This window comes from Adlercreutzia aquisgranensis (assembly GCF_943193145.1).
Taxonomy (GTDB): domain Bacteria; phylum Actinomycetota; class Coriobacteriia; order Coriobacteriales; family Eggerthellaceae; genus Xiamenia; species Xiamenia aquisgranensis.
The window spans coordinates 163,236-189,032 of sequence record NZ_CALPDA010000005.1 but is presented as its reverse complement, the minus strand read 5'-3'; the positions used below and the strand labels follow the sequence as shown (position 1 = coordinate 189,032).

Annotated in this window: 24 protein-coding genes; 18 read left to right on the top strand and 6 right to left on the bottom strand. The window is 59.7% G+C overall.

The features are described from left to right. The first annotated feature begins 238 nt into the window (after positions 1–238). The 3 genes from NFR41_RS04430 to NFR41_RS04420 all read left to right on the top strand — a co-directional run bounded on the left by NFR41_RS04430 (position 239) and on the right by NFR41_RS04420 (position 5,415). A complete protein-coding gene (locus NFR41_RS04430; protein ID WP_251230867.1) occupies positions 239–1,771 on the top strand; it encodes a helix-turn-helix transcriptional regulator in 1,533 nt (510 codons plus the stop codon). Between the two features lie 278 nt (positions 1,772–2,049). Further along, complete coding sequence (locus tag NFR41_RS04425) at positions 2,050–3,774, top strand: CHAP domain-containing protein (RefSeq protein WP_160213187.1); 1,725 nt, start codon at positions 2,050–2,052, stop codon at positions 3,772–3,774. A 150-nt stretch (positions 3,775–3,924) separates the two neighbouring features. Further along, entirely contained in the window at positions 3,925–5,415 is a 1,491-nt protein-coding gene (locus NFR41_RS04420) for a DUF8451 domain-containing protein (protein WP_160213186.1), read from the top strand. A gap of 118 nt (positions 5,416–5,533) precedes the next feature. On the opposite strand, the gene NFR41_RS04415 is transcribed toward NFR41_RS04420, so the two are convergent. The 4 genes from NFR41_RS04415 to NFR41_RS04400 form a co-directional block, all read right to left on the bottom strand. After that, positions 5,534–6,478 carry a slipin family protein gene (locus NFR41_RS04415; protein ID WP_160213185.1) on the bottom strand — a complete coding sequence of 315 codons (945 nt, stop codon included), beginning with the start codon at positions 6,476–6,478 and terminating at the stop codon, positions 5,534–5,536. Further along, the gene (locus NFR41_RS04410; protein WP_251230866.1) at positions 6,459–6,914 is read right to left on the bottom strand and encodes a GntR family transcriptional regulator; all 456 of its coding nucleotides are present in this window, start codon (positions 6,912–6,914) and stop codon (positions 6,459–6,461) included. The genes NFR41_RS04415 and NFR41_RS04410 overlap by 20 nt, the downstream gene beginning before the upstream one ends. A gap of 130 nt (positions 6,915–7,044) precedes the next feature. After that, positions 7,045–7,917, bottom strand: coding sequence for an NrfD/PsrC family molybdoenzyme membrane anchor subunit (gene nrfD, locus NFR41_RS04405; RefSeq protein ID WP_251230865.1), 873 nt, complete (start codon positions 7,915–7,917; stop codon positions 7,045–7,047). Between the two features lie 451 nt (positions 7,918–8,368). Next, on the bottom strand, positions 8,369–8,605 hold the full coding sequence (locus NFR41_RS04400; protein WP_251230864.1) for a type II toxin-antitoxin system RelB/DinJ family antitoxin: 237 nt from the start codon (positions 8,603–8,605) through the stop codon (positions 8,369–8,371). 391 nt (positions 8,606–8,996) lie between these two features. Between NFR41_RS04400 and NFR41_RS04395 the strand changes: the two genes are divergently transcribed. The 4 genes from NFR41_RS04395 to NFR41_RS04380 all read left to right on the top strand — a co-directional run bounded on the left by NFR41_RS04395 (position 8,997) and on the right by NFR41_RS04380 (position 14,936). Beyond that, positions 8,997–10,301: an ATP-binding protein gene (locus tag NFR41_RS04395; RefSeq protein WP_251230863.1), complete on the top strand. Its 1,305-nt coding sequence runs from the start codon at positions 8,997–8,999 to the stop codon at positions 10,299–10,301. A gap of 543 nt (positions 10,302–10,844) precedes the next feature. Continuing rightward, positions 10,845–13,532 (top strand): molybdopterin-dependent oxidoreductase, encoded by a 2,688-nt coding sequence (locus NFR41_RS04390; protein ID WP_251230862.1) that lies wholly within the window; start codon positions 10,845–10,847, stop codon positions 13,530–13,532. A gap of 17 nt (positions 13,533–13,549) precedes the next feature. After that, positions 13,550–14,125: a 4Fe-4S dicluster domain-containing protein gene (locus tag NFR41_RS04385; protein WP_160213180.1), complete on the top strand. Its 576-nt coding sequence runs from the start codon at positions 13,550–13,552 to the stop codon at positions 14,123–14,125. Between the two features lie 88 nt (positions 14,126–14,213). Further along, positions 14,214–14,936, top strand: coding sequence for a TorD/DmsD family molecular chaperone (locus tag NFR41_RS04380; protein ID WP_251230861.1), 723 nt, complete (start codon positions 14,214–14,216; stop codon positions 14,934–14,936). Between the two features lie 92 nt (positions 14,937–15,028). Here NFR41_RS04380 and NFR41_RS04375 read toward each other — a convergent pair whose 3' ends face one another. Continuing rightward, positions 15,029–15,622: a hypothetical protein gene (locus NFR41_RS04375; protein ID WP_251230860.1), complete on the bottom strand. Its 594-nt coding sequence runs from the start codon at positions 15,620–15,622 to the stop codon at positions 15,029–15,031. Continuing rightward, positions 15,619–16,473, bottom strand: coding sequence for a DUF3990 domain-containing protein (locus NFR41_RS04370; protein ID WP_251230859.1), 855 nt, complete (start codon positions 16,471–16,473; stop codon positions 15,619–15,621). The genes NFR41_RS04375 and NFR41_RS04370 overlap by 4 nt, the downstream gene beginning before the upstream one ends. 302 nt (positions 16,474–16,775) lie before the next feature. Between NFR41_RS04370 and NFR41_RS04365 the strand changes: the two genes are divergently transcribed. The 11 genes from NFR41_RS04365 (at position 16,776) to NFR41_RS04320 (ending at position 24,960) form a co-directional block, all read left to right on the top strand. Further along, a complete protein-coding gene (locus tag NFR41_RS04365) occupies positions 16,776–17,093 on the top strand; it encodes a hypothetical protein (RefSeq protein ID WP_251230858.1) in 318 nt (105 codons plus the stop codon). Next, a complete protein-coding gene (locus tag NFR41_RS04360) occupies positions 17,090–18,748 on the top strand; it encodes a radical SAM protein (protein WP_251230857.1) in 1,659 nt (552 codons plus the stop codon). The genes NFR41_RS04365 and NFR41_RS04360 overlap by 4 nt, the downstream gene beginning before the upstream one ends. Positions 18,749–18,916: 168 nt before the next feature. Continuing rightward, entirely contained in the window at positions 18,917–19,222 is a 306-nt protein-coding gene (locus NFR41_RS04355; RefSeq protein WP_251230856.1) for a type II toxin-antitoxin system RelB/DinJ family antitoxin, read from the top strand. Beyond that, positions 19,219–19,674, top strand: a complete 456-nt coding sequence (locus NFR41_RS04350; RefSeq protein ID WP_251230855.1) for a PIN domain-containing protein — start codon at positions 19,219–19,221, stop codon at positions 19,672–19,674. The genes NFR41_RS04355 and NFR41_RS04350 overlap by 4 nt, the downstream gene beginning before the upstream one ends. 354 nt (positions 19,675–20,028) lie before the next feature. Then, positions 20,029–20,295, top strand: coding sequence for a ribbon-helix-helix protein, CopG family (locus NFR41_RS04345; RefSeq protein WP_160213173.1), 267 nt, complete (start codon positions 20,029–20,031; stop codon positions 20,293–20,295). Positions 20,296–20,396: 101 nt separating this feature from the next. Further along, positions 20,397–21,299 (top strand): LysR family transcriptional regulator, encoded by a 903-nt coding sequence (locus NFR41_RS04340; RefSeq protein WP_251230854.1) that lies wholly within the window; start codon positions 20,397–20,399, stop codon positions 21,297–21,299. 93 nt (positions 21,300–21,392) lie between these two features. After that, positions 21,393–21,884 (top strand): DUF2712 domain-containing protein, encoded by a 492-nt coding sequence (locus NFR41_RS10615; RefSeq protein WP_490393093.1) that lies wholly within the window; start codon positions 21,393–21,395, stop codon positions 21,882–21,884. 31 nt (positions 21,885–21,915) lie between these two features. After that, complete coding sequence (locus NFR41_RS04335; RefSeq protein WP_251230853.1) at positions 21,916–22,587, top strand: DUF5028 domain-containing protein; 672 nt, start codon at positions 21,916–21,918, stop codon at positions 22,585–22,587. Continuing rightward, on the top strand, positions 22,587–23,417 hold the full coding sequence (locus NFR41_RS04330; RefSeq protein ID WP_251230852.1) for a hypothetical protein: 831 nt from the start codon (positions 22,587–22,589) through the stop codon (positions 23,415–23,417). The genes NFR41_RS04335 and NFR41_RS04330 overlap by 1 nt, the downstream gene beginning before the upstream one ends. Before the next feature lie 193 nt (positions 23,418–23,610). Next, the gene (locus NFR41_RS04325) at positions 23,611–24,252 is read left to right on the top strand and encodes a hypothetical protein (protein WP_251230851.1); all 642 of its coding nucleotides are present in this window, start codon (positions 23,611–23,613) and stop codon (positions 24,250–24,252) included. 3 nt (positions 24,253–24,255) lie between these two features. Continuing rightward, the gene (locus NFR41_RS04320; RefSeq protein ID WP_251230850.1) at positions 24,256–24,960 is read left to right on the top strand and encodes an ATP-binding cassette domain-containing protein; all 705 of its coding nucleotides are present in this window, start codon (positions 24,256–24,258) and stop codon (positions 24,958–24,960) included. The last annotated feature ends 837 nt before the right edge of the window (positions 24,961–25,797 follow it).

Sequence of the window (25,797 nt, the reverse complement as noted above, 5' to 3'; positions counted from 1 at the left end):
CCGTCGCGAGAGCTTATGCCGGTCGGCCGAGGTGCACCCGTGCGGGGCTTGTTTTTGCGTCAGTTTCATAGGGCTCCTTTCCCCTGTTCTCCGCCTTCCCTCTTATCGATTCGCCGGCACGTTTTGGAGCCGACACCGTAAGTTTGCTCGGTTGTCTCCAGGGCGAATCACACGGGTTGTGTGATTCGATGGTCGAGTCGAGTGATATATAGTTGGGTGATACCGATAGGAGGCTCTCATGGGGGATGCCGTGGGCAAAACGTTCGCTCCGCTCGATTCCATAGGCGTTGGGTTGATCTATGCATGGATGTGGGCCACGTTCTGGAGCTCTCTGGTGCTGGGGGAGGGCGCCTTTACAGCCGAGCAGGCGCTTGCGATCTTTCTGGTCTGGCGAGTCGGCAAGCTGCTGGCGTTCTTCGGATTCTCCATGCTGCGCCGTCCCTTCATCGCCTTCGGCCCCGTTGCGTTGGGGTTTGCCGGAGCAACGGGCACGGTGGTCATCGCCGTGGGGTCGCGGTTGCTAGCGGGAAGCGCGCTGGGAATGGCGGCGGCGTTTGCGGGGGCAGCGGTGTTCGCGGTAATAGAGGCTGTGTTCTTCGTGTCTTGGAATGCGGCCTTTGCACGGCTTGAGTACGATCTCATGTTGAAGAACGCTGCCACGTTCATAGGGTTCGGTGCTGCGGTTTTTCTGGTGCTCACGCTGATAGGCTACGCTGTGTCTGTGGCCATCGTTTGCGTGCTGCCCGTGCTTTCGGGGCTGCTCCTCAAACGTTCGGCGGCGGTTTCACCCCAGGCCGATGCGAAGGCGTCAAGAAAAGGGGAGGCGGAGCGCGGGGACGGGGAGAAGCGGACGATGCTCGGGTGCCGTGCCGAAAGGGAGGAGGCGACCCCGAGGGGCCGGGAAGTCGGTCCCCGTTCCAGAGGATCCAAGTTCCTTCTTCCTTGGTCGCTTGTGGCAAGCGTCGTCCTTATCGCTGTGGCAAACGGCTACATTCGCGGGTCGGGAGCGTCGGTCGTCGGCGATGGGGCCGCGGGCCACGGATTGCTGCTGTTCGTTTCGATTGTGGCAGCTTCTTACGTTGTATTCGCGGTGAATTCGCTGAAGATGATATACGTTGGATCCTTTTTGCTGGTCTCCGCCGGACTTCTGATGCAATCGCTGCCCCTTCCCTTGGGAACTCCGTTCATAGGTCTCGGATTCGTCTGCTTCGAGGTTGCCATGTGGGTGCTCATCGCCGCCATGGCGAAGAAGCACGGCGTGCGACCGTTCGTTGCCTGCGGACGAGTATGGTTTTGCTTGGAAACGGGTCTGATGGCCGGCACGCTTCTGGGGATGCTTGTGAGCGTATTACCCTTCGGATTCCAGGCGGACCTGTTCGTTCGCGCGCTTTCGCTGGTTCTTGCCTACGGAATCTTGCTGCTGCTGTCCGTGGTGTCGACGAAGCCGTTTCTTTCCATCATCAAAGACGAAGCGCTGATGAAACGAGCTGAAGGAGAGTATCACGAGAAAGTGGAGGCGACGGCCGTTCATTTCGGGTTGACGCCGCGGGAGACCGAGGTGTTGCGTCTGATTGCCTATGGCCGCGACGTGCGTTTCATCGAAGAGGCGCTTGTGCTTTCCACAAACACCGTGAAGACCCATTTCCGGCACATCTATGCGAAGTGCGGCGTCACCGGCAAGCAGGAGCTTTTGGACAAGATTGCAGAGCAGGAAGCTCTTAGGGAGCGGGATGTCAGGGCGCCGAAACGCAAGGGTCTCTTGAGAGGGTGACGGCTGGCGGCTATCCAGTGGCTTGCTTCAGGATCTCCTTCAGGGCTTCCTCGGTGAAGCCTTCGGTGTAGGCGTTGGGCGTCGGCGGCGCACGTCCGATTCCCCTATGCCGTCGGTTGGCAAGCGCATCGAGCGTTCTGTTGCCTCCAATGTCGAGATGGGGAGGATTACCGTGCATTCTGGCTCTAGGCACGGGCCTTACAGAGGGGTAACCTATGGGCTTGAAAAGAGGGCTTTTGTCTCTATGAGCATTTTTGCGAAAGGGAAGGGCGAGGACCATGGGGAAAACCGAAGGAAGCTTCCGCGAGTGGTTCCGACTGCCCGGCGCGGTTCTGGCGATCTCGCTCGTCATGGCGACCGCTCTGGCCGCTCCCTGCGGGTCGGCGATGGCCGACGAGCCGACGGCGAGTCCTGGCGACCTGGACGGCGCTGCCGCTACGGCGCCCGTGCCGGATAGCGCGGGCGGCAGCGATGGCGAAAATCCCGGAAGCGGCGAATCGGACGCGGGCGAAGCGGCGCCCGGGCGGGTGCAGGACGGCGACCGGTGGCGCTACCGCATGGCCGACGGGGCCTTCGTCGCCTCTTGCTGGCTGCAGCTGGACGGGAAGTGGTACCACTTCGGCGAGGACGGTTTCGCGCAGACGGGGTGGCTTTCCGACGGCGGGCAGCGCTACTACCTCGACCCGGCCGAGGATGGCGCCATGCGCACGGGCTGGTACAAGGTGGGCGGCGAATGGATGTGGTCGGACGCCGACGGCGCCTGGCATGCGAATTCCTGGCAGCGCGACGGACGCGGCTGGTGGCTTCGCTTCGGCGACGGTTCCTACCCCGCGTCAAGCTGGCAGCTCGTAGACGGGAAGTGGTACCTCTTCGACGGCTCCGGCTATATGCTCACCGGCTGGGTGCTCTCGAGCGGCAGCTGGTATTACCTCGCCCCTTCCGGTGCCATGGAGACGGGCTGGCAAAGCGTGGACGGGGCCTGGTACTACCTCGACCCGGCCGAGGGCGGCGCCATGGCCACGGGCTGGTTTGACGACGGCGGCACCTGGTACTATCTGGACGGTTCCGGCTCCATGCGTACCGGCTGGGTGCTCTCGGGCGGCAGCTGGTACCACCTCGCCCCCTCGGGCGCCATGGAGACGGGCTGGCAGAGCGTGGACGGCGGCTGGTACTACCTCGACCCGGTGGACGGGGACATGAAGACCGGGTGGCTCGCCCTCGACGACGACTGGTATTACCTCAATCGGGCGGGCGACGGCATCGAAGGCCTCATGCGGGTCGGTTCCATCCCGAGCGGCGGCGCGATCTACATCGCTGACGAAAGCGGCCGGCTTTCCAAGGACGTCGGCTGGAAGAGCGTCGGCGGCGTCTGGTATTACGTGCTGGAAGACGGCATCGCCCACCTGGGTTGGCTGCGCGACGATTCCCTCTGGTACTACCTCGCCCCGAGCGACGGTGCGATGGCGACCGACTGGGCGCTGGTTGGCGGCGTGTGGTATCGCTTCAACGGCTCCGGCTCCCTCAACGCTGCGGAATCGGTTATCTACCAGGCAGAATCGGAGATCCGCGCGAACCCCTTCATCGACGGGCGCAAATACGAGGACGCACTGATGCAGGCGGGAGGCACCCTGACCTACGACCGCCGCGGGCTTTGGTGCGTGAACTTCCTCTGGTGGTGCTTCCATCGGATCGGCATGGAATCCGAGCTTTGGGGCGAAACCGGGCTGCAGGTCGACCCCGACTACCTCGCCCAAGAGGCGAAGGCCATGGGACAGTATTCCACCGACATGAGCGGGATCAGGCGCGGCGACATCGTCTTCTCCTATTGGAGCAGTTGGCGGCCGGGAATCGAGGTTTCGCACGGCGCGATAGTTTTGGGTGTGAACGGCTCGCGGATGACCATCGCGGAAGGAAACGTGGGTAGCCCCTCTCTTCGCGTGACGACCGTCGACCTCTACAGCGACGAGTTCCGAGGCTACTTCCGCCCCGCCTACGCAAGCTGACGGAAGCGACGCCCGACCCGCGCCCAGCCCGCGTCGTCGCGCCCAGCCCGCGTCGTCGCGCCCATTTCGCGTCCATTGAACGCGAGTCCGCGCTGAACGTCTCTTCGCTTGCTACAATGGTCCTCGGATAAGCGCGCGGAAGGTGGTCGCATGGACAAGGCTCTGGCGCTCGAGCGCATAAGCAAAGCTCGGGAAGGGCAGCATCTCGAATTCAAAGAGGCGTCGGGGGGTCTGCCCGAGGATGTGTGGGAGACGTATTCCGCATTTGCGAACACCGAGGGGGGCGTTATCGTCCTTGGCGTTCGCGAGGAGCCCTCGAAAACGTTCGCGGTCGTGGGCGTTCCCGATGCGCAGAAGGCCGTCGCCGATTTCTGGAGCATTCTGCGCAACCCCCAGCGGGTGAGCCGCGACACCATGCTTTACGACGGCGTCCGTGTCGAACGGGTGGATGACGTGGACCTCGTCGTCATCGATGTACCCCGCGCAGAGCGAGGGGACAAGCCGGTTTCCGTGTTCGACCGGCGGCGGAAGGGCTTCGTGGCGTGGGTGCGCCGAGGCGACGGAGATTTTCAGGCATCTCCCGACGATCTGCGTCTCATGCAATACGACGGCATTTCGTCCGCCGACCGCAAGCCCCTCGAGGAGTTTACCCCCGAGGCGCTGAGCGCCGAAACCGTTCGACGCTTTCGCAACGTGTTTTCCGCGAACAAACCGCAGCATCCGTGGACGGAAGAGGCCGACGAGGATTTTCTCTTCCACATAGGTGCTCTGGGGAAGGGAAGAGACGGAGCGCTTCATCCCACGCAAGCTGGGCTTTTGGCCTTCGGCAACGAGTACGAGATAACGAGCTACGCTCCGCATTACCTGCTCGACTATCGGGAAGAGACATCGGGTGATCGTCGGTGGGATGACCGCATCGTGTCGCAGAGCGGCGACTGGAGCGGCAATCTGATCGATTTCTATTACCGGGTATCCGAGCGCTTCGTTCGCTATTTCAAGACGCCGTTCGCCACGGATGAGACCGGCACGGTTCACGGTTCGCGCAATCCGGTGACCGAAGCGGTGAACGAGGCGCTGGCAAACGCGATCGTACATGCCTTTTATGGTACGAACGGTGCTATCCGGATCGTGCTAACTGGTGATGAGCTGGTAATATCGAATCCGGGATCGCTTCTCATGGATCGGCGGGTGGCCATAGCCGGCGGTTATTCCGAAGCGCGCAACCCTACGCTCATGCGCATGTTCGCGTTCGTGGGGGTGAGCGATCGCGCTGGAAGCGGGTTGCAGAAGATATGGGAAACGTGGCTAAGCGAGTTCGGCTCGGAGCCCGCGTTGGCGGAGCGTCACGGGCCTGCCGCGGTGGAGCTGCGCCTGCCCTTGGCGCCGAAGGCGGCGTATGGCGAAGAAAGCCGCTCGAATCGCAGCGCTGATCCGCGCGCGGCGATGGTTCTGAACGATGACGAGATCAAGCAGCTGGTCGCGGGCTCGCCTCAGGGGATTCTGCCGTGCGAGCTCCATGAGAAAACGGGCGTATCGCAGCGCACCGCGCAGGAGCGATTGAAAGCGCTTTCGGATGCTGGCGAGCTCGAACGCCGAAAGGATGGCCGTTTCTACCGTTATTTCGCGGTCAGCTCGCGTTGATTGGGCGCGACCTCGCGCCCAGCCCGCGTCCAATGAGCGCGACCTCGCGTCGTCGCGCCCATTTCGCGTCCATTGAACGCGAGTCTGCGCCGTCGCGTCCAGAGCGCGAGGGGGAGGGCTATTCGGCGGCTTTCCTGACGGCTTCCTCGGTGAAGCCTTCGGTGTAGGCGCTCGGGACCACCAGCGTGCCCTTCGACTCCTTCATGCCGCTGCTCAGCAAGTGCATGGAACGCAGGCGCAGCGCCACCTCGTCGTCGCGGTAGATGTCGGCGGCCTCGTGCATCATGGCGGCGATGTCCTTCTCCACCTCGGCCAGCACGATGCGCGCGTCCTTCTCGCGCTCGGCCCGCGCCTCGGCCGACATGTCGCTTTGCAGCTCCTTGGGGATGACCACGTCGCGGATCTCCACGAACAGGATGGACACACCCCAGGCGCTGGTCTTGTCCTCGATGATGTCGCGCAGTTCTTTGTCCAGCGGCTCGCGCTGCATGGCCACGTCGGCGATGGACTTGCGGCCGATGGCGTCGCGCAGGGCGGTTTGGGCGGCCATGGTCACGGAGTCGTAGTAGTCCTCCACTTCCAAGCAGGCCTTTTCCGCGTCGATGACCATCCAGAACACCGCAGCGTCCACGTTCACCGGCACCAGGTCGCTCGTGAGCGTTTCCTCGGCGGAAAAGCCGGTGAGCATGACGCGCTGGTCGGCGCGCAGGGCGATGTGGTCGATGAAGGGAATGGTGCAGAAGACGCCCGGTCCGGCGGTGCGGTGGTAGGCGCCCAGGCGCAGGATGACCGCCTGCTCCCACTGCTGGGCGATGTGGATGGTGGTGATGGCCAGCACTGCTACGACCACGGCCGCGGTGATGGTCCACATGGTGATGCCGAAGCCCAGGCCGTAGGCTGCTGCTAGTACGATGACCAGGGCCACGATGAACACGAAGGCGGAGAACACCACCCCGGCGTTGTCGTCGGTGTGCTTGGTTTTCGGCGAGTTGTACTCTTCGATGTGCGGCACATCCGTGCGCTCGGCCCGCTTCGTCCCTGCGTTACCCTTCTTGCCCAGCATCCCAGTAGCCTCTCTTCTCGTCGGTGGTTTCGGTCGAGCGGTTCTGCATGGCCTGCGCGATGGAGCTCACGCGCTCGGCGGCTTCCTTGTAGCTCATGCCGATTTGGCGGTAACGGCGCAGGCAGGCCTCAGCCATGGCGTCGGCGGCGTCAGTGCCGTTGTCTTCGGCGGTCGCCTCCTTCGATACGAACATGCCGCGCCCGCGCACGTTGATGATCAGCCCGCCTTGCTCCAGGTCGCGGTAGGCCTTCGTCACCGTGTTGTAGTTGATCTTGGCGGCGGCGGCCATGGACCGGACGCTGGGCAGCTGCTCGCCCGCGGCGAAGTGCCCCATGCGGATGAGGTACGCGATACGGTTGCGCAGCTGCACCCAAATAGGCAGGTCAGACAGCTCGTCTACCGTGAAGATGCCCCGTATGTCCGCTTCCTTCGCCACTGCGTCCTTTCCGCTTCCTGGCTTTCCGACGTCGCCGAAGCAATGCCTGATTCCCGATTTCTCTCGACCCGACTACCTAGGAGACGGCGTGGCCATGGCGAACTTCGGGCGATCGCCGGCCGCGCTGCTGCTAATGGGTTGCGCACATGATAACGCACCAACGCAAGCAGAATCCGCCCACAAGGCAGACGAAATCGGAGACGGGAATGGTTCGGCACTCTTTGCGCGCAAGGGTGTAGCCCTCCATGCAGAAAGGTACCACCATGCCGAAGCCGGCGAACCCGATGAGCAGTACCGGAGCGATGCCCGGGCTTGTCAGCAGGCTAAGGGACGCTTCGGCCGCAGGGTTGAGCGCCAGGGACGCGCCGTAGGCGATTGTGACGATCGCTTCGGCGGCGATGCAGGTCATATGCGCTTTCTGCAGCGGTTTGGCGGCGCGCAGCAAAAGCGTGCTGCCATCGGCGAAGTAGTCGACCAGCAGCACTGCGGAGATTCCGGAAGAAAGAGACGAGCAGAAGAATAGCGGGATGATGGACGGATTGTTCCACAACGGAACGCCCATGATGGAAAACAGATAGACGCCGGTGTACACCATGAGCAAAACGGAGCAGGGGACCGTAAGGATCTCCAGGAAGCGGCGTACCTTTCCCGTGAAGAAGAGCGGCTGCAGGATGTTGGCTACGCTGAGGGCCGCTGCAAGAACCATCTCTGCGGCCAGGGCGTAGGCTCCGAAGGTGATGGGGGTGGGGTGCGGGCGCGTGAACACCAGGAACGCGCGCTCCAGGTAGTTCATGTCTCCCAGCAGACACAGCATGGATACGAGCAGCAGCACGAAGCCGATGGGGTAGACGCGCTGCTGCATCGCCGCGAAGGCGCGGGCCATGCGGCTGGTGGGGCGGTTGGCCTTGCGGTAGAAGCGCAGGCTCCACCAGGCCATGACCAGCATCGCCCCGGCGGCGGTGCCCCCGAAGAACAGGTACGCTATGATGAGCGGTCCGTACACCTTGCCCCTCGATTCCCCTGCTGTTCTGCGCGCCCCTTTGCGTTGCCTTGTCGTGCTTGCCCGTGCCCTGCGGCGGGGCGAGGGGGCTTCGCTTGTCCTCGCTCCGCCAGGCGCCTTCGGCTTGCGACCCGTCGCTGCTGCGGAATCGCTCAGCCCCCTCGCCCCGCCGCAGGGCACTGCCTGTGGGGTTAGCTGCGGTCGGCGCTCGGGCAGGCTTCGCTTGTCCTCGCTCCGCCAGGCGCCTTCGGCTTGAGCCCCCGTCGCTGCTGCGGAACCGCTCAGCCCCCTCGCTCCCGTGCAGGAAGCTACCCGTGGCGCTAGCTGCGGCTCGCGGCTTTCGGTGTTTCCATTATGGCACAGGGGGGAAGGGGTGGGGAAGGTGCGTGAATCGCTGATTTGCGGAAGGGATTCACCGGGCGCTTGCTTCGGCGTCAGGCGCTAAGGGGGGTGCTTAGAACAGGTTGCGGTGGTTGATGGCGTCGTCCATGGCCTGGAGGGTTTCCGCATTGAATCCTTCGGGATTGGACACGACGAAGGGGAAGCTGCGCCGGCGGTTGAACGCCGTCACGAACATGCGCAACGCGTTGCTGGGAGAGGTGCCGATGGCGTGGCACAGCTCCACGAAAGCTCTCTTCTCGTCGTCAGTAACCTTGGTGGACAGGGGGGCGGTGGCAAGATGGGAAGACATAAGCGGCTCCTTACCGCTATTAACATCTATTTGCAGCTAATAGTAGTGTATGACAGCTAGCATGGCCAGTCGAAGAGGTATGGGTTGCAGACGAAAGGGGCCTTCTCGGCGGTGCGTCATGTGCGGAGATGCGGGCTGATAGCTTGTATGCGTCCTTTCCCGGCTACTTCCTGTCCTGTATGGCGGGGAAGCGCATGGAAATCATGTCGCGACAGCGGATGTGCCTGCACCTTGCGACGCTGACAAACATAGTGCCTGGTGAATGGTATTAAAGAAGACAACTGCCCGAGTCGCGGATGGATGAAAAAAGAAGAGTAGACTGGATGAAAAAAGAAGAGTAGACTGGATGAAAAAAAGAAGAATCATTCGAATGAGCAGGCAGGATATAGCTATGGAAGACGGAATTTCGCGAGGCGCGTTAGTCAATCAAGGGTATGTTCCTCGCATTCTGGACAAGCTTATCAGCGAGGATGTGGAGGACTTCGGCGCCGTATGCATCGAGGGACCGAAATATTGTGGCAAAACTTGGTCGGGCCGTAGTCTCTGCAACAGCGAGATTTGTCTGATGGATTCTGAGGGGGCGTTCCAGAGCCGCGAGCTCGCTCGTCTTTCCCCTACGCGTGCGCTCGAGGGGGCGCATCCCCGACTCGTCGACGAATGGCAGGAGGTTCCGTCGCTTTGGGATGCGGTACGAAATATGGTTGACAGAAGCGGGAAGCGGGACACTTACGTGCTCACCGGATCCGCGGTTCCGCGAAAGGAGCGGCCGTTTCACAGCGGAGTTGGTCGTATCGAGAAGGTCCGCATGCGCCCGATGACGCTTTTCGAGTCAGGAAAGTCTGACGGCTCGGTGTCCTTGGGCGACCTGTTTGCAGGCAACATTCCGGACAGCACCGCGCCGTCGATTACCCTCGACGACCTGTGCGACTGGGTAATGCGGGGCGGATGGCCGGCGGTTCAGCATACGGAACTGCGTCGAGCCATGCGTTTGGCTCGCAGCTACGTGCGTGAGGTGTCCGAGGACGACCTCTCGCGTGTCGACGACGTTGCCCGCGATCCGCAGAAGGTATCCAGGCTTCTGCATTCGCTGGCGCGCAACGCCGAGCAGGCCACGGCTACGAAGACCATGCTTCGCGACATGACGGCTGCTGGGGGAGCGGACGCCCTTTCCAAAGAGACGGTCGAGGACTATCTGCAGGCGCTGCGAAGGATATTCGTTGTGGAGGAGATACCCGGCTGGTCGCCTAACCTGCGCTCCTCGGTACGTATAAACCGCAGGCCGAAGTTCCATTTCGTCGATCCGTCTCTACCCGCGGCCGTCCTCGGCGCGACGCCGGAGAAGCTACAAGGCGATCTTAACGCCTTCGGCTTTCTCTTCGAATGTCTTTGCATGCGCGACTTGCTTGTGTACGCAGAGGCGAACGAGGCGCGAGTCTTCTACTACCGCGACGGTGCCGATCTGGAAGTTGATGCGATTGTCGAGTCCTACGACGGTCGCTGGGCCGCAATCGAGATAAAGCTAGGTCATAGCCAGGCTGATCAGGCAGCCAAGAATCTCCTGCGTCTCGCCTCGAAAATGGAGACTGCAGGAGCGGGCGCCCCTGTGTTCACGGCGGTCGTGGAAGGGCTTGGCCAGTATGCCTACCAGCGTGAGGACGGCGTGCTGGTGGTGCCTATCGCCTGCCTCGCTCCGTAGCGCATCTAACAGCTCGCAGGGAAGTGGAGGTTCCCCAGCAGATACTTGTGTTCCTGCGTCTTCAATCATGACTTTTGCGCCCGAATGGGCAATTATGACTACGACTTTTGCGGCTAAAGTAGCGTTTTCGGCTATAACTTTTGCGACTAAAACAGCGATTCTTGCTATGGCTTTTGCGAAAGCAGCAGGTCACAGAGCAGAAGTTAGACAACAAACCATGATAGCCAAACATTGGTGTTCTGATCTATTGCCGACATCTCCCGCCCAATCAGTTCTTTGATGAGGCAGGGCGGGAGATGCTCGTGATTGTGCAATGTGCGTCGCTTTGCACAGCAATGCACATCCTTAAACAGAGGGATTGACTGAATTAGTGAATCGCTATAGTATGTCACCTCAAGGGGAGCCGTACGTGGCTCCACAGGGGGATAGGCCCTGAGAGGGGGTCGAAGCGGTGTAGAGCCGCGAGTTTTGCGGACATCACACCGCCAAGGCTGCGAGGAAGCCCTCGGGGGGCGTATCCGAAGTGCAGTAGAAGGGGGAAAGATGGAACGTAAGACCGATTCCGCCACGCAAGGGTCGCTGAGTCGCCGCACCTTCATGAAGGCCGGCGGCGCTCTGGCTGCGTCGGCTGCGGCTCTGAGCGCGCTGGGGTGCAGCAACGGCACCAGCGTGAAGGAGAACCCGAAGCCCGAGCCCGAGACGCCCGAAGAGCCCACCAACGCGGTGGCCGACGTCGAGCATCCTAAGCCCACGAACAACGAGGCCGGCGGCACCTGGGTGCCCGCGGCGTGCTGGCACAACTGCGGCGGCCGCTGCGTGAACAAGGTCATGGTGAAAGACGGCGTGGTCGTTCGCCAGAAGACCGACGACTCCCACGAGGATAGCCCCGAGTATCCGCAGCAGCGCGGCTGCGTGCGCGGCAAGGCCCAGCAGCAGCAGTGCTTCGGCGCCGACCGTCTGCTGTACCCGCTGAAGCGCAAGGGCTGGCAGCCCGGCGGCGGCGAGAACTCCAACGGCGCTATGCGCGGCAAGGACGAGTGGGAGCGCATCAGCTGGGATGAGGCCATCAGCTTGGCTGTCGAAGAGATTAAGCGCATCAGCGACGAGCTGGGCCCCACCGGCTTCTACTGCAAGTCTCCCGACGCCGCCATCAACCTCATGTGCGGCTGCGTGCGCGGTTGGGACACCACCTCCCACGGCACCTACACTCTGGGCTGCGACATGATCGGCCTGCCCGGTGTGGACTGCGGCGAGGCCAATGACCGCTTCGACCTGCCCAACGCCGACTACATCATCATGTACTCTTCGAACCCCACCTGGTCGGCCGCCGGCACGCCCACCTACTACTTCATCCAGGCCAAGGAGTCTGGCACGAAGTTCGTGACCGTCGACCCGCTGTTCAATGCTTCGGCCCAGATGCTGGACGCCGACTGGATTCCGGTTCGCAACGGCACCGACATGGCCTTTATGCTGGCTACCGCTTACGAGATGCTGCGCCTGGACGAGGAAGAGGGCGACATCATCGACTGGGACTTCCTGCATAAGTACACCGTGGGCTTCGACGCCGAGTCCATGCCCGAAGACGCCGAGCTGGACGAGAACCTGAAGGACTACGTCCTGGGCGTTTACGACGACACCCCGAAGACCCCCGAATGGGCCGAGCCCATCTGCGGTGTGAAGCCCGAGCAGGTGACCGCCTTCGCGCGCATCCTGGGCAAGAACAACAAGACCATGCTGCTGCACAACTACGGCATGGTGCGCTGCAACGGCGCCGAGATGATCCCCCAGATGCTGATGGCCCTGGGTGCCATGGGCGGCCACATGGGCAAGTCCGGCCACGCTACGGGCGGCAACTACCATGCCAACGCCGGCAATTACGGCGCCAACCTGGTGGCGGGCGGTTCGTCGCCGAACCCCAAGACCCAAAACCCGGTGTCTACCGGCGTGCGCCAGCCGCAGCTGTACGACCTCATTCTGAACGGCGGCGGCGAGCTTCTGGACGTAGCGAACAGCTACGGCGCGTTCCACGAGCCCGTCCCCACCACGCTGGGCCCCATCAAGGGCATATTCCATGTAACCGACGCCACGCTGCAGACCTCGCTGCACCAGAAGGCCGGCATCGAGGCCCATCGCGCTGTTGACTTCGTGCTCACCCGCGCCCAGTTCATGACCACCAATGCGCTGTACTCTGACATCGTGCTGCCGGTGACCACCGAATGGGAGCGCGTCGGCGACGTGACCACCTGCAATCGCGAGTTCGTGTACTGCTACTCGCAGGTTACCAAGCCCCTGGGCGAGGCCAAGACCGACCAGGAGATCAGCACGCTGCTGCTGGAGGCCATGGGCATCGACCCGGCGCTGGCCTACGGCGCCTCCGAGAAGCAGGCCTTCTTCAACAAGATCGCCAGCAGCAAGGTGATGGACGGCGGCGAAATGGTTCCCCTGGTGACCATCACCGACGCCGACATCAAGGAATGGGAAGTGGAAGGCGAGGCCCAGGAGGGCAAGATCTCCATCAAGGACTTCGTGTCCAATGGTGGCTACCAGTTCAAGCGCACTAAGGACGACGGCCTGGGCCACATCGGCTACCAGAAGTTCGTCGAGGACCCCGAGGCCAATCCGCGCTCGAGTGCTTCGGGCAAGCTGGAGATCTACTGCCAGGCCCGCTACAACCTGATGAAGTCGTTCGAGTACCCTGGAATCGACCAGTACAAGCCTTATCCCACCTACGTGGTGCCCTGCGTGGGCTACGAGTCCACCTTCGAGGATGGCAAGGTCGGCGGCAAGAAGAGCGAGTATCCGTACCTCATGTACAACCCGCACTACCTGCGCCGTTCGCACTCCGTGTTCGACAACTGCCCGTGGCTGCGTGAGACCTGGGGCAACCCGGTGTTCCTGAACGCCTCCGACGCGAAGGAGAAGGGCATTGCCGAGGGCGACACCGTGCTCATCACCACGCCTGCCGGCCAGGGCCTGCGCAAGGCTGCGCTCATGGACATCCTCGTGCCCGGCGTTGTGGGCGTGCCCCATGGCGCGTGGGTGGATGTCGACGAGAAGACCGGCATCGACCAGGCCGGCTCCGACAACTACCTGCTGGGTAACGAGTACGGCGGCATGGGTGTTTCGGGCTACAACAACTACGTCTGCAACATCGAGAAGTATTCCGGCGCCGCTATTCCTGAGGACTGCGACGTGCCTCAGCGCGCGGCCGACGGCATGCCTGTCGCATAGGTGAAGGGGGATATGACATGGCTATGGGTTTCTACGTTGATATGACCCGCTGCACGGGCTGCCGTGCGTGCGAGGTGGCCTGCAAGGACAAGAACCGTCTGAGCGGCAACATGGCGTTCCGCAACGCGCACACGTTCTCGGTGGGAACGTTTCCCGAGGTGCAGGCGTTCTCCTGCACGTTCAGCTGCAACCATTGCGAGGAGCCGGCGTGCGTGGCGAACTGCCCCACCGGCGCTATGTACAAGGATGCCTCCGGCGTGGTGCTGCACGACGATGATGTGTGCATCGGCTGCAAGACCTGCGTGAACTCCTGCCCGTATCAGGTGCCGGTGTACGACGAGGCTGCGAAGATCGCCCGCAAGTGCGACTCGTGCTACGCCATCCGCGAGGCCGGCGGCCAGCCTGCCTGCGTGGCCGGGTGCCCGAACCGTGCACTGGAGTTCGGCGACATCGACGAGCTGAAGAAGGCTCACGGTTCCGACCTGGTGAGCGAGACCACGGTGCACCCCGGCGCCGACATGACCAAGCCGTCGCTGGTCATCAAGGTGAAGCCGGCCGCCCAGTCCGGCACGCCGGTTGAGGTTGCGTGGTAAGCTAGCGCTGCGCAGTTGATTGCAAGGCTTTGGGCCGAAGGCGCGCATCAAGCGCTTTCGGCCCTTCTTTTTAGAGAGGACGTTGGCTATGGGGTTTTCCGAATGCGATGCAGAGCTTTTGGTGGCTCGGTTCTATGCCTACAAGCTGTTCCACGTGGTGCTTTCCGCTGAGCCTACCGACGAGGTGATGGACGCGTTGCTGAGCGACGATGCGCTGGACGCAGCCGTGGTGCTGACCGAGGGCGGCTACGACGTGTCGCTGCTGGTTGCGGCCGTGGAGGAGCTGCGGGCTCGTCGGGCGGCCGAGCCGGACTTCGTGGCCGCGGCGCACAAGGCGTTCAACCAGCTGTTCCTGGTGCCCGGCGACAAGTCGGTGAAGCTGTACGAGTCCGTGTACGCCGGCCAGATGAACACCATCTTCGGTGAGACCACCATCGATATGCGCCGCTATCTGCGCGAAGCCGGGCTGGCCTCCGATGCCGAGGGCAACTTCCCCGAGGACTACCTGCCGCTCATGCTGGATTTCATGGCCGCCCTGGCTCAGCGCTCGTGGGAGGCGGCCCAGGCTGGCGATGATGCATGTGCTGGCGAGCCGGCTGTGGACACGCCTGCGGGCACCGGTGACGACGCTTTTGCGGCGGGCCTGCGCGTGCAGAAGGCCTTTGCCGACGAGCACCTGGGCGCGTGGCTCGGCTCGGTGGTGGCGTCGTTGGACGCGCACGACGCCAGCCGCATCTACTTCGCGCTGGGCCAGGCCATGGAGCAGTTTGTCGAGAGCGACAAGCGGTGGCTTTCCGCCGCATGCGCCTAATGCCGAAGTGAACGGATATGCACCGCACAACCGGCCCCTTGATCACGAAACGCTGCGCAAGTGGACGGTTGTGCGGGATTTTGGGTCGGGGACTATTTCGGACCCGGCGTCGTCTCGCTGGCGCTTTCAGCGGCGTCCCCTTCGCTACCTTCGGTGCTCAATTGTATGAGTTCGGGTAGTTCTATGATGTAGTACTCGTATTTCCCCTGGTTGCGAATGCGCCGTAGCTCCTTAACCCCCTTATCGATAATGTTCAGCTGGGGATTGAGGCCCTTCGATTCCAGGATTCTTTCGATTGCTTGATCGGGGTCGAGGCAGTGATATGCCTCGAAAAGGCCGCACAGTTCGCGCGCGCCGACAATCCGGTAAATATTCCGACTCGATTCCCCGTAGGCGCTTGCCCAATAGCGGAAGAGGTAGCCCATCCAGCGAAGGACTTCCTCGCTGTATCTGACGGAACCGTACGAGCTGGTCCCGTATTCCTCCTCGATGAGCCTAAGAGCTGCTTCGGGGGTGGAGACGCCGAACGACAACGGGTCGGTGTCCATGTCCTTCGCAAGGTTCGATTTCATGAACCGGCGCACAAAAACTGCCGAGCTGCAGGTGCATACCGACGCCGATTTCTCGAACACGTCTGCCTGGAATCTGCAGGCGGCGATGTCGGGTTCGCGAGGAAGGGCAATCACGCCAGCACCTCCTCTATGTATTGTCCGACGCCGCGATACAGCCTTCTTGCCGCCTTGGCTTTGTTCGGCCCCGATCGGGACGATTCGATTCGAAGGGCACCGTAATGCCTTTTCTCGGCGGAGCAGAGAAAGCAGCATTCGAGGAGGCTTGTTCTCTCGATTGAGCGCTGGGTTCGCAGAACATACTGGCTCCCCAGGTTGGTGGCGGAAAGGCAATGGCGGCATTGCTCGTCTGTGAGCTCGCCGTCGATAAAGCTGTCAATGACCTCGTACATGCGGTTGTCTGCGATAGGGGCTACCACGAAGTCGGCGCAGAGCACCCTGGCCTTTAGCTCAAGTAGGCGAGGATGGTCGGCATATGCGTTCAGTCGGCCGCGGAACAGGGCGATCGAGAGCATCCAGTCCTGGTCGACCGTAAAGCGGATCCCTTTCAGGCCGGCCGTGGAGGCGCTCAGCATGTAGAGGCAAGAGCGCGGGAATCCGTGGACGAACATCGCAGCCTGGTCGAGGCGCTCTCCGCAGTAAAACCCTTGTCCGAAGTCGTTGTTGAGTCGCGAGGCATCTGCCTTGAGCGGCCCGTCGATTCCGCTTTTCGACCCATGGAAGAGTAGCAGTTTGCCTGGGGGAAGATCTTCTTCGTAGAGCTGGGTTTTAATCTGGTTAAGGTGAATCCCGCGGTTAAAGGCGTCGTTGTAGAAAGAATCGAGCAGCTCGTGGGAGGGTTGCACTGCCCCGCGGGCCCATCGGCTAAAGCTCATAGGCGTAGTGCCGCAAGAGTCGGCTAGCTCCTGGACGGTGCATCCGCGGAGATGCTTGACGAGCTCTATGTCCTCGGCGACGCGGAAGTTCATTTGGAATCTCCAGTGAAGAAAACTTATACATAACATATGTTATGTATAAGTTTACACACGTGGCTGGGTTTCGTCAAATCGTGCATATCAGGCATGTTCGCACGAAAAAGTGTACGAACACGTTCGCTATGTACGATTTTGCTGTTTGTGCTGCTTCTGCATGTTGGCGTTGGCGGCCCAAGGTGCGTGCTTTGCCGGAAGCTTGGCTTGGGTTGTTTTCGGGAGGCGGTGGGCGTGCGGCTGCAATCGTATTGCAAACGTGATACAATTTGCGATGCATTTGCGATACGAAAGGACGGGCCATGGCTGGCTGTGCGGAGACAAGGCTTCCCGTTACCATGCGCTTGCCTCGCCGCGAGGTGGAGCTGGTTTCGGAATACGCCCAGGAAGCCGGAGTGACCAGGACCGAAGCGTTCCTGCATTTTCTCCGCCTTGGCCTGCAGAGCGCCGATCAAAACGCCGGCGATTCTTCCGAGCGGCTAGCATCCATCGAGCGCTCGATCGAGGAGATACTGCGGTGCGTCGCAGCCAGGCCTTACGCAAGTGTTGATTCCGTTGCTGTGACGGTTTCGGAGGAAACCGGTGAGGTGGCCAGCGAGGGCGAGGAGCAGGGCTTATGATTCGAAAGATTATGGCTGGCGTGCTGGACGAGGTGCAGAACCCGTCGCTGCGCGCGTATGCGGAATGTTATGTGGACATCGAACGCTCTTTCGCGGAAAGCGTAGCGGGGTTGGGGCTGCCGTTTGCGGAACCCGTCGCTGGTGGCAACGCGCCGGACGGCATGGCTGCGCTCGACGCGACAGAGGGTGACGCGGCAGACGGTGACGAGGAGCTTCGTGCCGAGCGGGTGCCGGAAGCGATAGGCGGCGAGTCGGCTAGCGAAGTTGTGGCGGCCAACACGCGTGAGGCCGAAAGTCCCCAGTTCATGAGCGAGCGCGACGCTGTCTCTCCATTGCCTAATAAACTACGTAGTTATATAAATAGTAGCGTCGAAATCCTCAATGACGGGAAGAGCCTGCTGCGCGGCTGGCGTTCGTCGGCGTGCGCGGCGTGCAATGTGGGGATCGGTACCGAGACGTTCATCACCTCGACGCGTTGCCCGAAGCGCTGCTTCTTCTGCTTCAACCCCAACCAGGCGAATTTCGACGGGCGCGATGGCGTGCTCCACGACGTGGTGGGCCAGCTGGAAGAGCGTCATAGCCAGGGCGTGCGCTACACTCACCTCGCGCTTACGGGCGGCGAACCGCTGCTGCACAAGGACCAGGCCGTCGCCTTCTTCAAACGCGCCCGCGAGCTGTACCCCAACGTGCACACGCGCCTGTACACCAGCGGATTCGGTGTCGACGAGCCGACGCTTGAGGCACTGCGGGACGCCGGGCTGAACGAGATTCGCTTCTCCGTAAAGACCGAGGACGTGCCATGGCCGAGCGCGGAAGCGGAAGCGGAGGGCGATGTGCCGGCGACGGGTAGCGCCCCTCAGGGCGAAGCAGCCGGCGAGGGTGCAAGCGCTGCGGGATCCCCCGATGCCGCGAATGGCCCAAGCCCCTGCGCGCCCATGTTCCCTCCGGCCATCGAGGAGACGCTGGCTCAGATGGCGCTGGCCACCCGCTACATCCCCGACGTCATGGTGGAGATGCCGGTGCTGCCCGACCAGCTGGAACTCATGAAGGCGCTGCTGGTGCGCCTGGACGCCATCGGGGCGCGCGGCATCAACTTGCTGGAGCTGGGCTACCCCTTCTTCAACGCCGACGAGTTCGCCCGCCGCGGCTACCTGCTGAAGCCCTCGCCCTACCGCGTGCTCTACGACTACGCTTACGCTGGCGGTCTGCCGGTGCAGGGTAGCGAGCAGGCGTGTTTGGAGCTGCTCGCCTTCGCCGCCCAGCGCGACCTGAGGCTGGGTGTGCACTACTGCTCCATGGAGAACAAGCATACCGGCGAAGTGTACCTGGCCAACACGCCTTACGCGAGGCAGTACCCGCTGTACGCGCTGTCGCCCCAGGACCACTTCCTGAAGACGGCGAAAGTGTTCGGCGCCGACCGCGCTCCGGTGCGTCAGTTGCTGACCACCCTGCGCATCCCCTTCCAGGACGACCCGGAAAACGACGCGCTCACGCTTCATCCCGGCAACCTGTCGCTTCTGGCCTCGGCATTCCCGAACATGGAGGTGGCTATCGCCTACGCTCTGCGCGAGCAGCGCGAGGAAGGCCCCGTCCTGCGCGAGCTGCGGGTGGACCTCACCACCCCCGCCACCTTCGACGTGAAGGCCGACCTGTAGAGCACGGCCGTGGCGTGCTGCGTGTTGTTGTATGTCGCACAGGGCAACCGAAAGAAGAAGTGAGCACCTAGGTGCTGCAGTGCGGTCGTTTCGAGGCATGCTGGGCGCTTGACGGAGTTGCTTCCTCATGATATTGTACAACGTACAACATATATGAGGGAGCTGCTTATGGCGGAAGCTATGGTTACAGCGCGCATGACGGCGGAGAAGAAGCAGGCGGGCAATCGCGTATTCGAGGAGCTGGGCACGAATGCCTCGCAGGTGGTGAATCGGCTGTACGACTACGTGATCGAGAACCGCGCGCTTCCGTTCGAGGGGCGCGGGGCGGCTGGTCGTCATACGGCTGAGGAGCTTGCGGAGGCTGCTGCTCTGGTCGATAGCCTTCGCATGTCGGAACCGAGCCGTTTCGCCGGTCTGTCTCTCAAGGATGTTAAGCGCGTGAGGTTGGGGGACGGGCGAAAGGCGCTGGTATGAGAGTTTTTGTCGACACAAACATCGTGCTCGACTGCATGGCGGACCGGCAGCCGTTCGCGGCGGATGCGCGCAAGCTCCTCATCCTGGGTGCGATCAACGAGGTAGAGCTCTGGCTTTGCCCGACTCAACTTACAGATCTGTTTTACCTGCTCACCGACGGGGGGAAGTCTCGTTTGGCTGCAGAGGCGAAAAGCAGGCTTGCCACGGTGAGGAAGTTCGTCCACGTGGGGCTGATGGGCGAGGACGTAATCGATGCTGCGTTGCGGTCGCCGTGGGATGATTTCGAAGATGCGTGCTTGTACCAGTGCGCGCTTCAGGTGAAGCCCGACGTCATCGTTACGCGTAACGGGAAGGATTTCGAGCGCTCGCGCATTCCCGTGCTCACCTGTGCCGAATTCTTCGACTACCTGGAACAGGAAAAGGGCCTGGTCTACGAGGAGCTGCTTCTGTAGAGCTGGGGTGATGACTGGTGTACCCAAATGTTGCTTGGGTGTTTGCGATTTTTGCAATACAATAGTCGCGGAAAGGAGTCCCGGTGGCTTCGACTGGCGTTCATCCTAGAGTTTGCTTGCGCCATCCGGAGCTGAGCGAAGACGATGTGCTTGCTGCGTGGAAGGGAGTTATCGCTTCGAGCCCGAGGCTGCAGAAAGACCGCGACGAGTATGTTGCAGTCGGTTTCGACGGCAACGGGCGGCTTCTGGAAATGGTTGCCGTACGGGGCGTGAATGGGCATTGGCTGATATACCATGCGATGACGCCGCCTTCGGCAAGAACGCTTGGAGAGCTTGGGATGGGGAGGTAGAGCTATGGAGTTTAAAACTGCAGATGGAACCATCCTCACCGATGCGGATTTCGACAAGATGGCGGAAGAATACGAGAACGGTTCCTGGGAGGGTTGCGGCAAGGTGACTTTGGGCCGGCCGAAGCTGTTTGACGAGGAAATGGAAACCGTGTCGTTTCGAATACCGTGTTCTCGAATTGAGGCGGTAGAGGCGGTATCGAAGCGGTGCGGTATCAGTAAGTCCGAGTTCTTCCGGCGCGCAATCGACAGGGAACTGATTGCCTTAGGCTAATATTCTCCGAGATTCGATTAGGCGCAGAAAGGGCTACGAAGCGAGCGGGCCTTACCATCCCCACCGCTTTCGACGCGAAGACGGATCTGTAGGGAGGTAGCGTGATTAATCCCAACCACCTGGCATACTTTAAGGCGGTTATAGAGATGGGGGGATATGCGAAAGCTGCCAACAGGGAGCGAGTTACTCCACAAGCAGTGAAAAAGGCAGTAGACTCTCTGCAGCGATATGTCGGCCGACCCCTATTACTAAATCGTAGAGGAAAACTGTTGCCCACGAAGTACGCATTGGAGTTAATGCCTCTGATCGATGATGTTATTACAGCCTATGGGAGGTTTGACCTGGCTTCCCAGGGCGGTGTTGGGTCGAAACGCCAGACGTCGAGGGAAAACGGCTACGCGGAAACGGTGCGTGTTGCGGCAACAAGCAATGTTTCAGGTCTGGGCAGTTGGCTGGAGACGACAAGGGAGAAAATGCTATCAACTGCCCCTTGTCTGGGAGTTCGAATTTATTCTTATCCTGATGAGGCGTGCTTAAGTGCTCTTGAAAGGGGTGCGGTAGATTTGGCTGTGACGCCTTCAGTCATGTGCGCAGGGAATCTCGTCTATCATGTCTTGTCGCACTGTCCCTTGTATGCTGTGGCGGTGCCTGACCATCCTTTGGTTGGAAGAAGCGGCGTCACACTGGCGGACGTGTGTTGCTATCCTTTGGCGGGGCTGTGTAATCCCTCGGTTCAGGACCACGTCGAGCAACGATTTCAAGCGGTAGGGCTGCATGCGAAGTTTTTTCGCCTTGGATTGCAGACAGAGAGTAACAATGACTTTTGCGTTAGAAACGGTATCTTGCTTGTGGGTAATAGAGATGCGACCAGTCGCGACCTAGGGCTCGTTGAGCTAGATGAGCGACTCTCATTTCCTCTCTATGTGGTGCGAAAGAGAGGCGAAGAAAGAATTGCGTGTCTCGAAGTGTTGGAGACGTTGCTTAGTCAAAGGCATGAGTTATGAAGAGAAGAGTAATATCTGATTAAAGTAATAAGGTATCATTTTTTCTTCACGCCAGGAGAAAAAAGTGTGTTCGAGAAGGCGGCCTCGTCGGGCATGGTCGTGCTACCCTTTCCATGCGCCGGCGTATATACTCCTTTGAATGAAAGGATTGTCGCCATGAGAAAGTTTTTACAGAAAGTCTTTTCTGTAGGTCTATGCGCTGCTTTTGCTGCTGCCCTGTGTCCGACGGTGTTGGCGTTTGCGGGAAACAGCGCCGACACCCCGTATGCTTTCAACCTCTCGTATAACCAGAGCGCCTACACGGAGCAGCGGGCAAAGTACGATGCAACATCCGTGTACGTGCATTGCGACACCTGTACGGCAGGTATACCTACTGTTCGAGCTATTGGCGTCCAGAAAGGCGTTGCATATGCTTGGAGCGCTTGGATTCCTGTAGGACGAGGATCAACGCAATACTTGACAAACTATATTTGGGAGAACAGGCCCCAAACAAATGTTACAGCCTATTGTCAGCTGCAATTTCGGAACGACAGCTACAACGGTACGATGTATACGGCGGGTCTGTGGAGCCCCGATAGCGTCTAAGGGAAAGAACGTCTCATTTTAGGAGGCCAGTATGATCGGGCGAGGAGGGCGTCGCGCCATCGTATTGTGTTGTGCGGTGATGTTAGTATTGGCCGCGGGGCTCTCCTTCGCCAGGGTTCAGCAGGTGAACAAGGAGGTTCGTGACCTTGTGGTTCAGAGGCAAACAGAAGGGCGGGAGGAAACCTCGAGGTCTGAAGGATCTATCGCAGAAACTGAGCGGCGGACTTTTCAACTGGGCGAGTCTGTTGATCTTTCGGGTATCAAACCGGACAAAAAAGTTCTCCCCCAAGGGGTAAGCATTGAAATTAGCAATCCTCGGTTTTACGGGGAGCGTGAGTTGATGGAACTGCATGATGGATGGGTTCCCCTCGGCTCTGTGGATAGAGAGTCGAATCGTGCCCAGTATCTCATGGTTGACCTTCTTCTGAAGAACGAGTCATCTGAAGAGGTGTCGTTGCCTCCTATATACCTGAAATCGGGTGTATGGAAGTCCATCTATAGTCCCAGCAACATTTTCTATTTCAACGATTTGGAAGCCGGGGCAACAATCAGTGTATTGCCTGGCGAGTCTAAATCATATGTACTTGTGTACGATATTCCCTCTAACGTGCTTGATAACGTTGCAAGCAGGCAAGCCCGAGATTTGCCATTCGAGTTGGTCATGCTGGACTATCCTACTGAAATCGTGATCGAGGTGAACTGATGGGTTTCATAAGGGTGCTGGCTCTTGAGTCTCGACGTGCTTTTTCCTCCGGACGCTTCCTAGCGACGATGATTATCGGAGTGATCTTCGTTGTTTGTCACATTGTTCTGTTTGTAGTTCCAGAAGCTACGGAACAGGCAATGTACATATTGCAGTGGGGGTACCCGCTCTCTGTATATAACCGCTGGCTTGGAGGGTGGTTTGGCACGGTGTTTCCCACGATCTTCTTTTTCTTTCTGCCCTTGCTTGTGTGCGTTCCCTATTCCGATACTCTTTACCTAGACAAAAAGACGGGTTGGGCAAATCAAGTGACGATACGCAGCTCTCGAGCAGCATACTATGGGGCAAAGGTTCTGATCGTGTTTTCGATGGGTGTCATAGTGGCATGTGTTCCTCTGGTGTTAGATTTTTACCTAACCTGCATGTTTCTGCCGCTTGTTCAGCCAAGCGTCGCATCTGGCCTTTTTCCTATTTTCAATGAGTCGCTCTGGCACGATTTGTACTATGCAGACCCCCTAGTGTACAACCTGCGCTATATGGCGCTGATTGCAACGACGTGTGGCTTGTTGGCTTGTCTTCCTTTGGCTCTCTCCAAGATGCTGTCAAATCGCCCTCTGTTGGTGTGCTCGTCCTTTTTTATATGTGTCATTTTGAACTATCTGTTTGGCCGGAACTACACGGCTGGATTTTCCCCCATGTCTTTTATGCGCCCCGATCAGCCGTTTATGTATACCTCCTTCAGCGATATATGCGTGACGCTGTTGCTGCTGGCTCTCGCGGTGGGGATGGGGATTGCCTGGGTTTGGAGAAGCGACGATGTGGGAATCTAGACGCGGAGGGTCCGCAGCACTACCCGAACCGGATCGGGGTCGCGGTAAGGGTGCTCTCAGATGTAGCTGGATTAAATCATTGCTGTATCAGGCAGAGTCACGACCCGGTATGCTGGTTAGCTTAGTGGTAGGGATGGCTGTGTCCATTGCCCTGGGGCTTATTATGATAAGGGCCGTGGGGGAGGCGACAGGCATGCGTTTCACCGCAGCGGACTATATTTTAGTGTTTTCCTCGAATGCTATCACCTCGTTTTCGTTGCCTGAGCTTGTCGCAGGCCCCCTGGCCATTGTCGTGGTGTACGAGGTTTGCAAGAGCGATGAGATGTACCCATGGAGGACTCGCATGGGCGACGGAGAGTCGCTGGCAAAAATGCTCTATCTGTTTGGCGTCGTAGCCGTGGTGGTCTCGTTCCTTTATGTATTCTTGCTGGCTGTGCAGTGTTTTGGTGCACCTAGTGGGAACAAGGTGGGAACTACTTTGCTTCGTCAGTTCGGACTAGGAGAAGAAGCTGGCTTGGGTTGGTTGCTCGCTAGGCGCCAATGGACGCTCATGATGCTTTCTGTGTCGCTAGCGTGGGCGAATTGCTTTTTCGCGGTTGCAATGGAGGGAGTGCTTTTTGCAGGTGTCTTTGCGCTTACGAAGAGGTTTGCCATTTCGCTCGCTGTCGTCTTGGGAGTGTTTCTTCTTTGCTCTAAGTTGATTTGTTTGGCACAGGTATGCGGGTTCGGGGTTCATTTCTTCCTGGATGGGTATTTTGCCAACCCTGTGTTTGCGTTGTTGGTTTCCTTCGGGTGTACTTTCGGGGGTTCGTGGCTTTATCGGAGGGAGAGCTAGAATATGGCATTAGTAGAGGTTTCTGCCTTTCGGAAAGTTATGAGAAAACGGATCGTGCTCGACGACGTGAGTTGTTTGTTCTCGGCGGGACGTGTTTACGCTATTCGAGGTCAGAACGGATCGGGCAAGACAATGTTGCTGAGGGCCATTGCCGGTTTGATTCTTCCAACTTCTGGTTTTGTGACCGTTGATGGCTTGCAGGTGGGCAAAGACGTAGAATTTCCGCAAGATATGGGTCTACTCATTGAGGAGCCAGCGTTTATTGGGACGCTTACTGGCTTTCGTAACCTAGAGTTGCTGGCTTCGATTCGTGGTCGCATCGGCGGTGAGGAGATTCGAGAGTCGTTGATGCGCTGTGGGTTGGACCCGGATGATCGCCGCCGTTTCTCTCAGTATTCGCTTGGCATGAAGCAGCGCTTAGGTATAGCCTGCGCCATCATGGAGAAGCCGGGTCTGTTGCTTTTAGATGAGCCTTTCAATGCATTAGATGCTTCTGGTATAGCCCAAACCTGCGAAATTCTCGATCAGGAGAGAGCGCGGGGGGTCACGATTATAGTTGCTACTCATGATAAGTATGAGCTCGAGCTTGTGCAGGACTGCGTGTTGACCATGGATAAGGGACGATTGATTGGCTATGAGGAAGTGATGAGAGGGCGACCCTCGGGTGCGCCTGGCGAATGGGAAGCAATCGACACATGTTCCGTCTGAAGCGCTTTTCGGCTCTTGTGAAATATCAGGTCTTTCGGACTATTATCGACGCGCGATGGGTCTGGCTAATTGCGCTGGTTTATCCCATAGCGTTTTGCTTAGGGCCTGATGGGTTTGGGTTAGTGCTCTCGGCGGGAGCCCCTACGGGCGGGGTTGGGGTGCATCGTTCCGAGGCTGCTACTCTGTTGTCGCTGGTGGGTGGCGGGTTTCCTTTTGCGCCTTCTTTATACAGAGCATTTACTCTTCCTATGGGGTGGATTCTGCTGACCGTGCTTCCTGTGTTTGCTGTAATTAGCGGAGCAGGGTGCTCTTTGGGAGGGCGGGCGTCGTCTATTGACGCTCTAGCAGGTAGTCGATCCCTTCGGTTTGCCTCTAGCTGTATGGCGGCGGCGATTCTTACATGTCTATACGGGTGCTATGCGCTGCTGTGCACAGTGGTTATCGCTTTGTTTTGCGGTGCCTCTTTTGGGCTGCCGGCTACGGGAGTTGTCCCGCAAGACGCTTTGTTGTTAAGTGCAGGTGGGACGAGCCTGCCAGAAGATTCTGCTGTGTATCAGGTAGACTTCGGATGGGTTTGCGGGCTTGCGGCAATAGCGACGCTTTGGATAACGGCTCTAAGCATGACGTGCATGTTACTATCCCTGGTGATCGAGCGTATCCCGGCGTTTTCCGTCGTTCTTCTTTATACAGTCTTTTCGACCTATTATCCTTCTCCGTGGCTACTAGGTGATTACGGTATGGCGTATCGTAGTGCTTTAGTGATTTCGGGGGGTGTGGACGTTACCGTTGCCGCTGGTGCAGCCCTGATCGTTGGTGGAGGCGCGGTGCTAGTAGGAT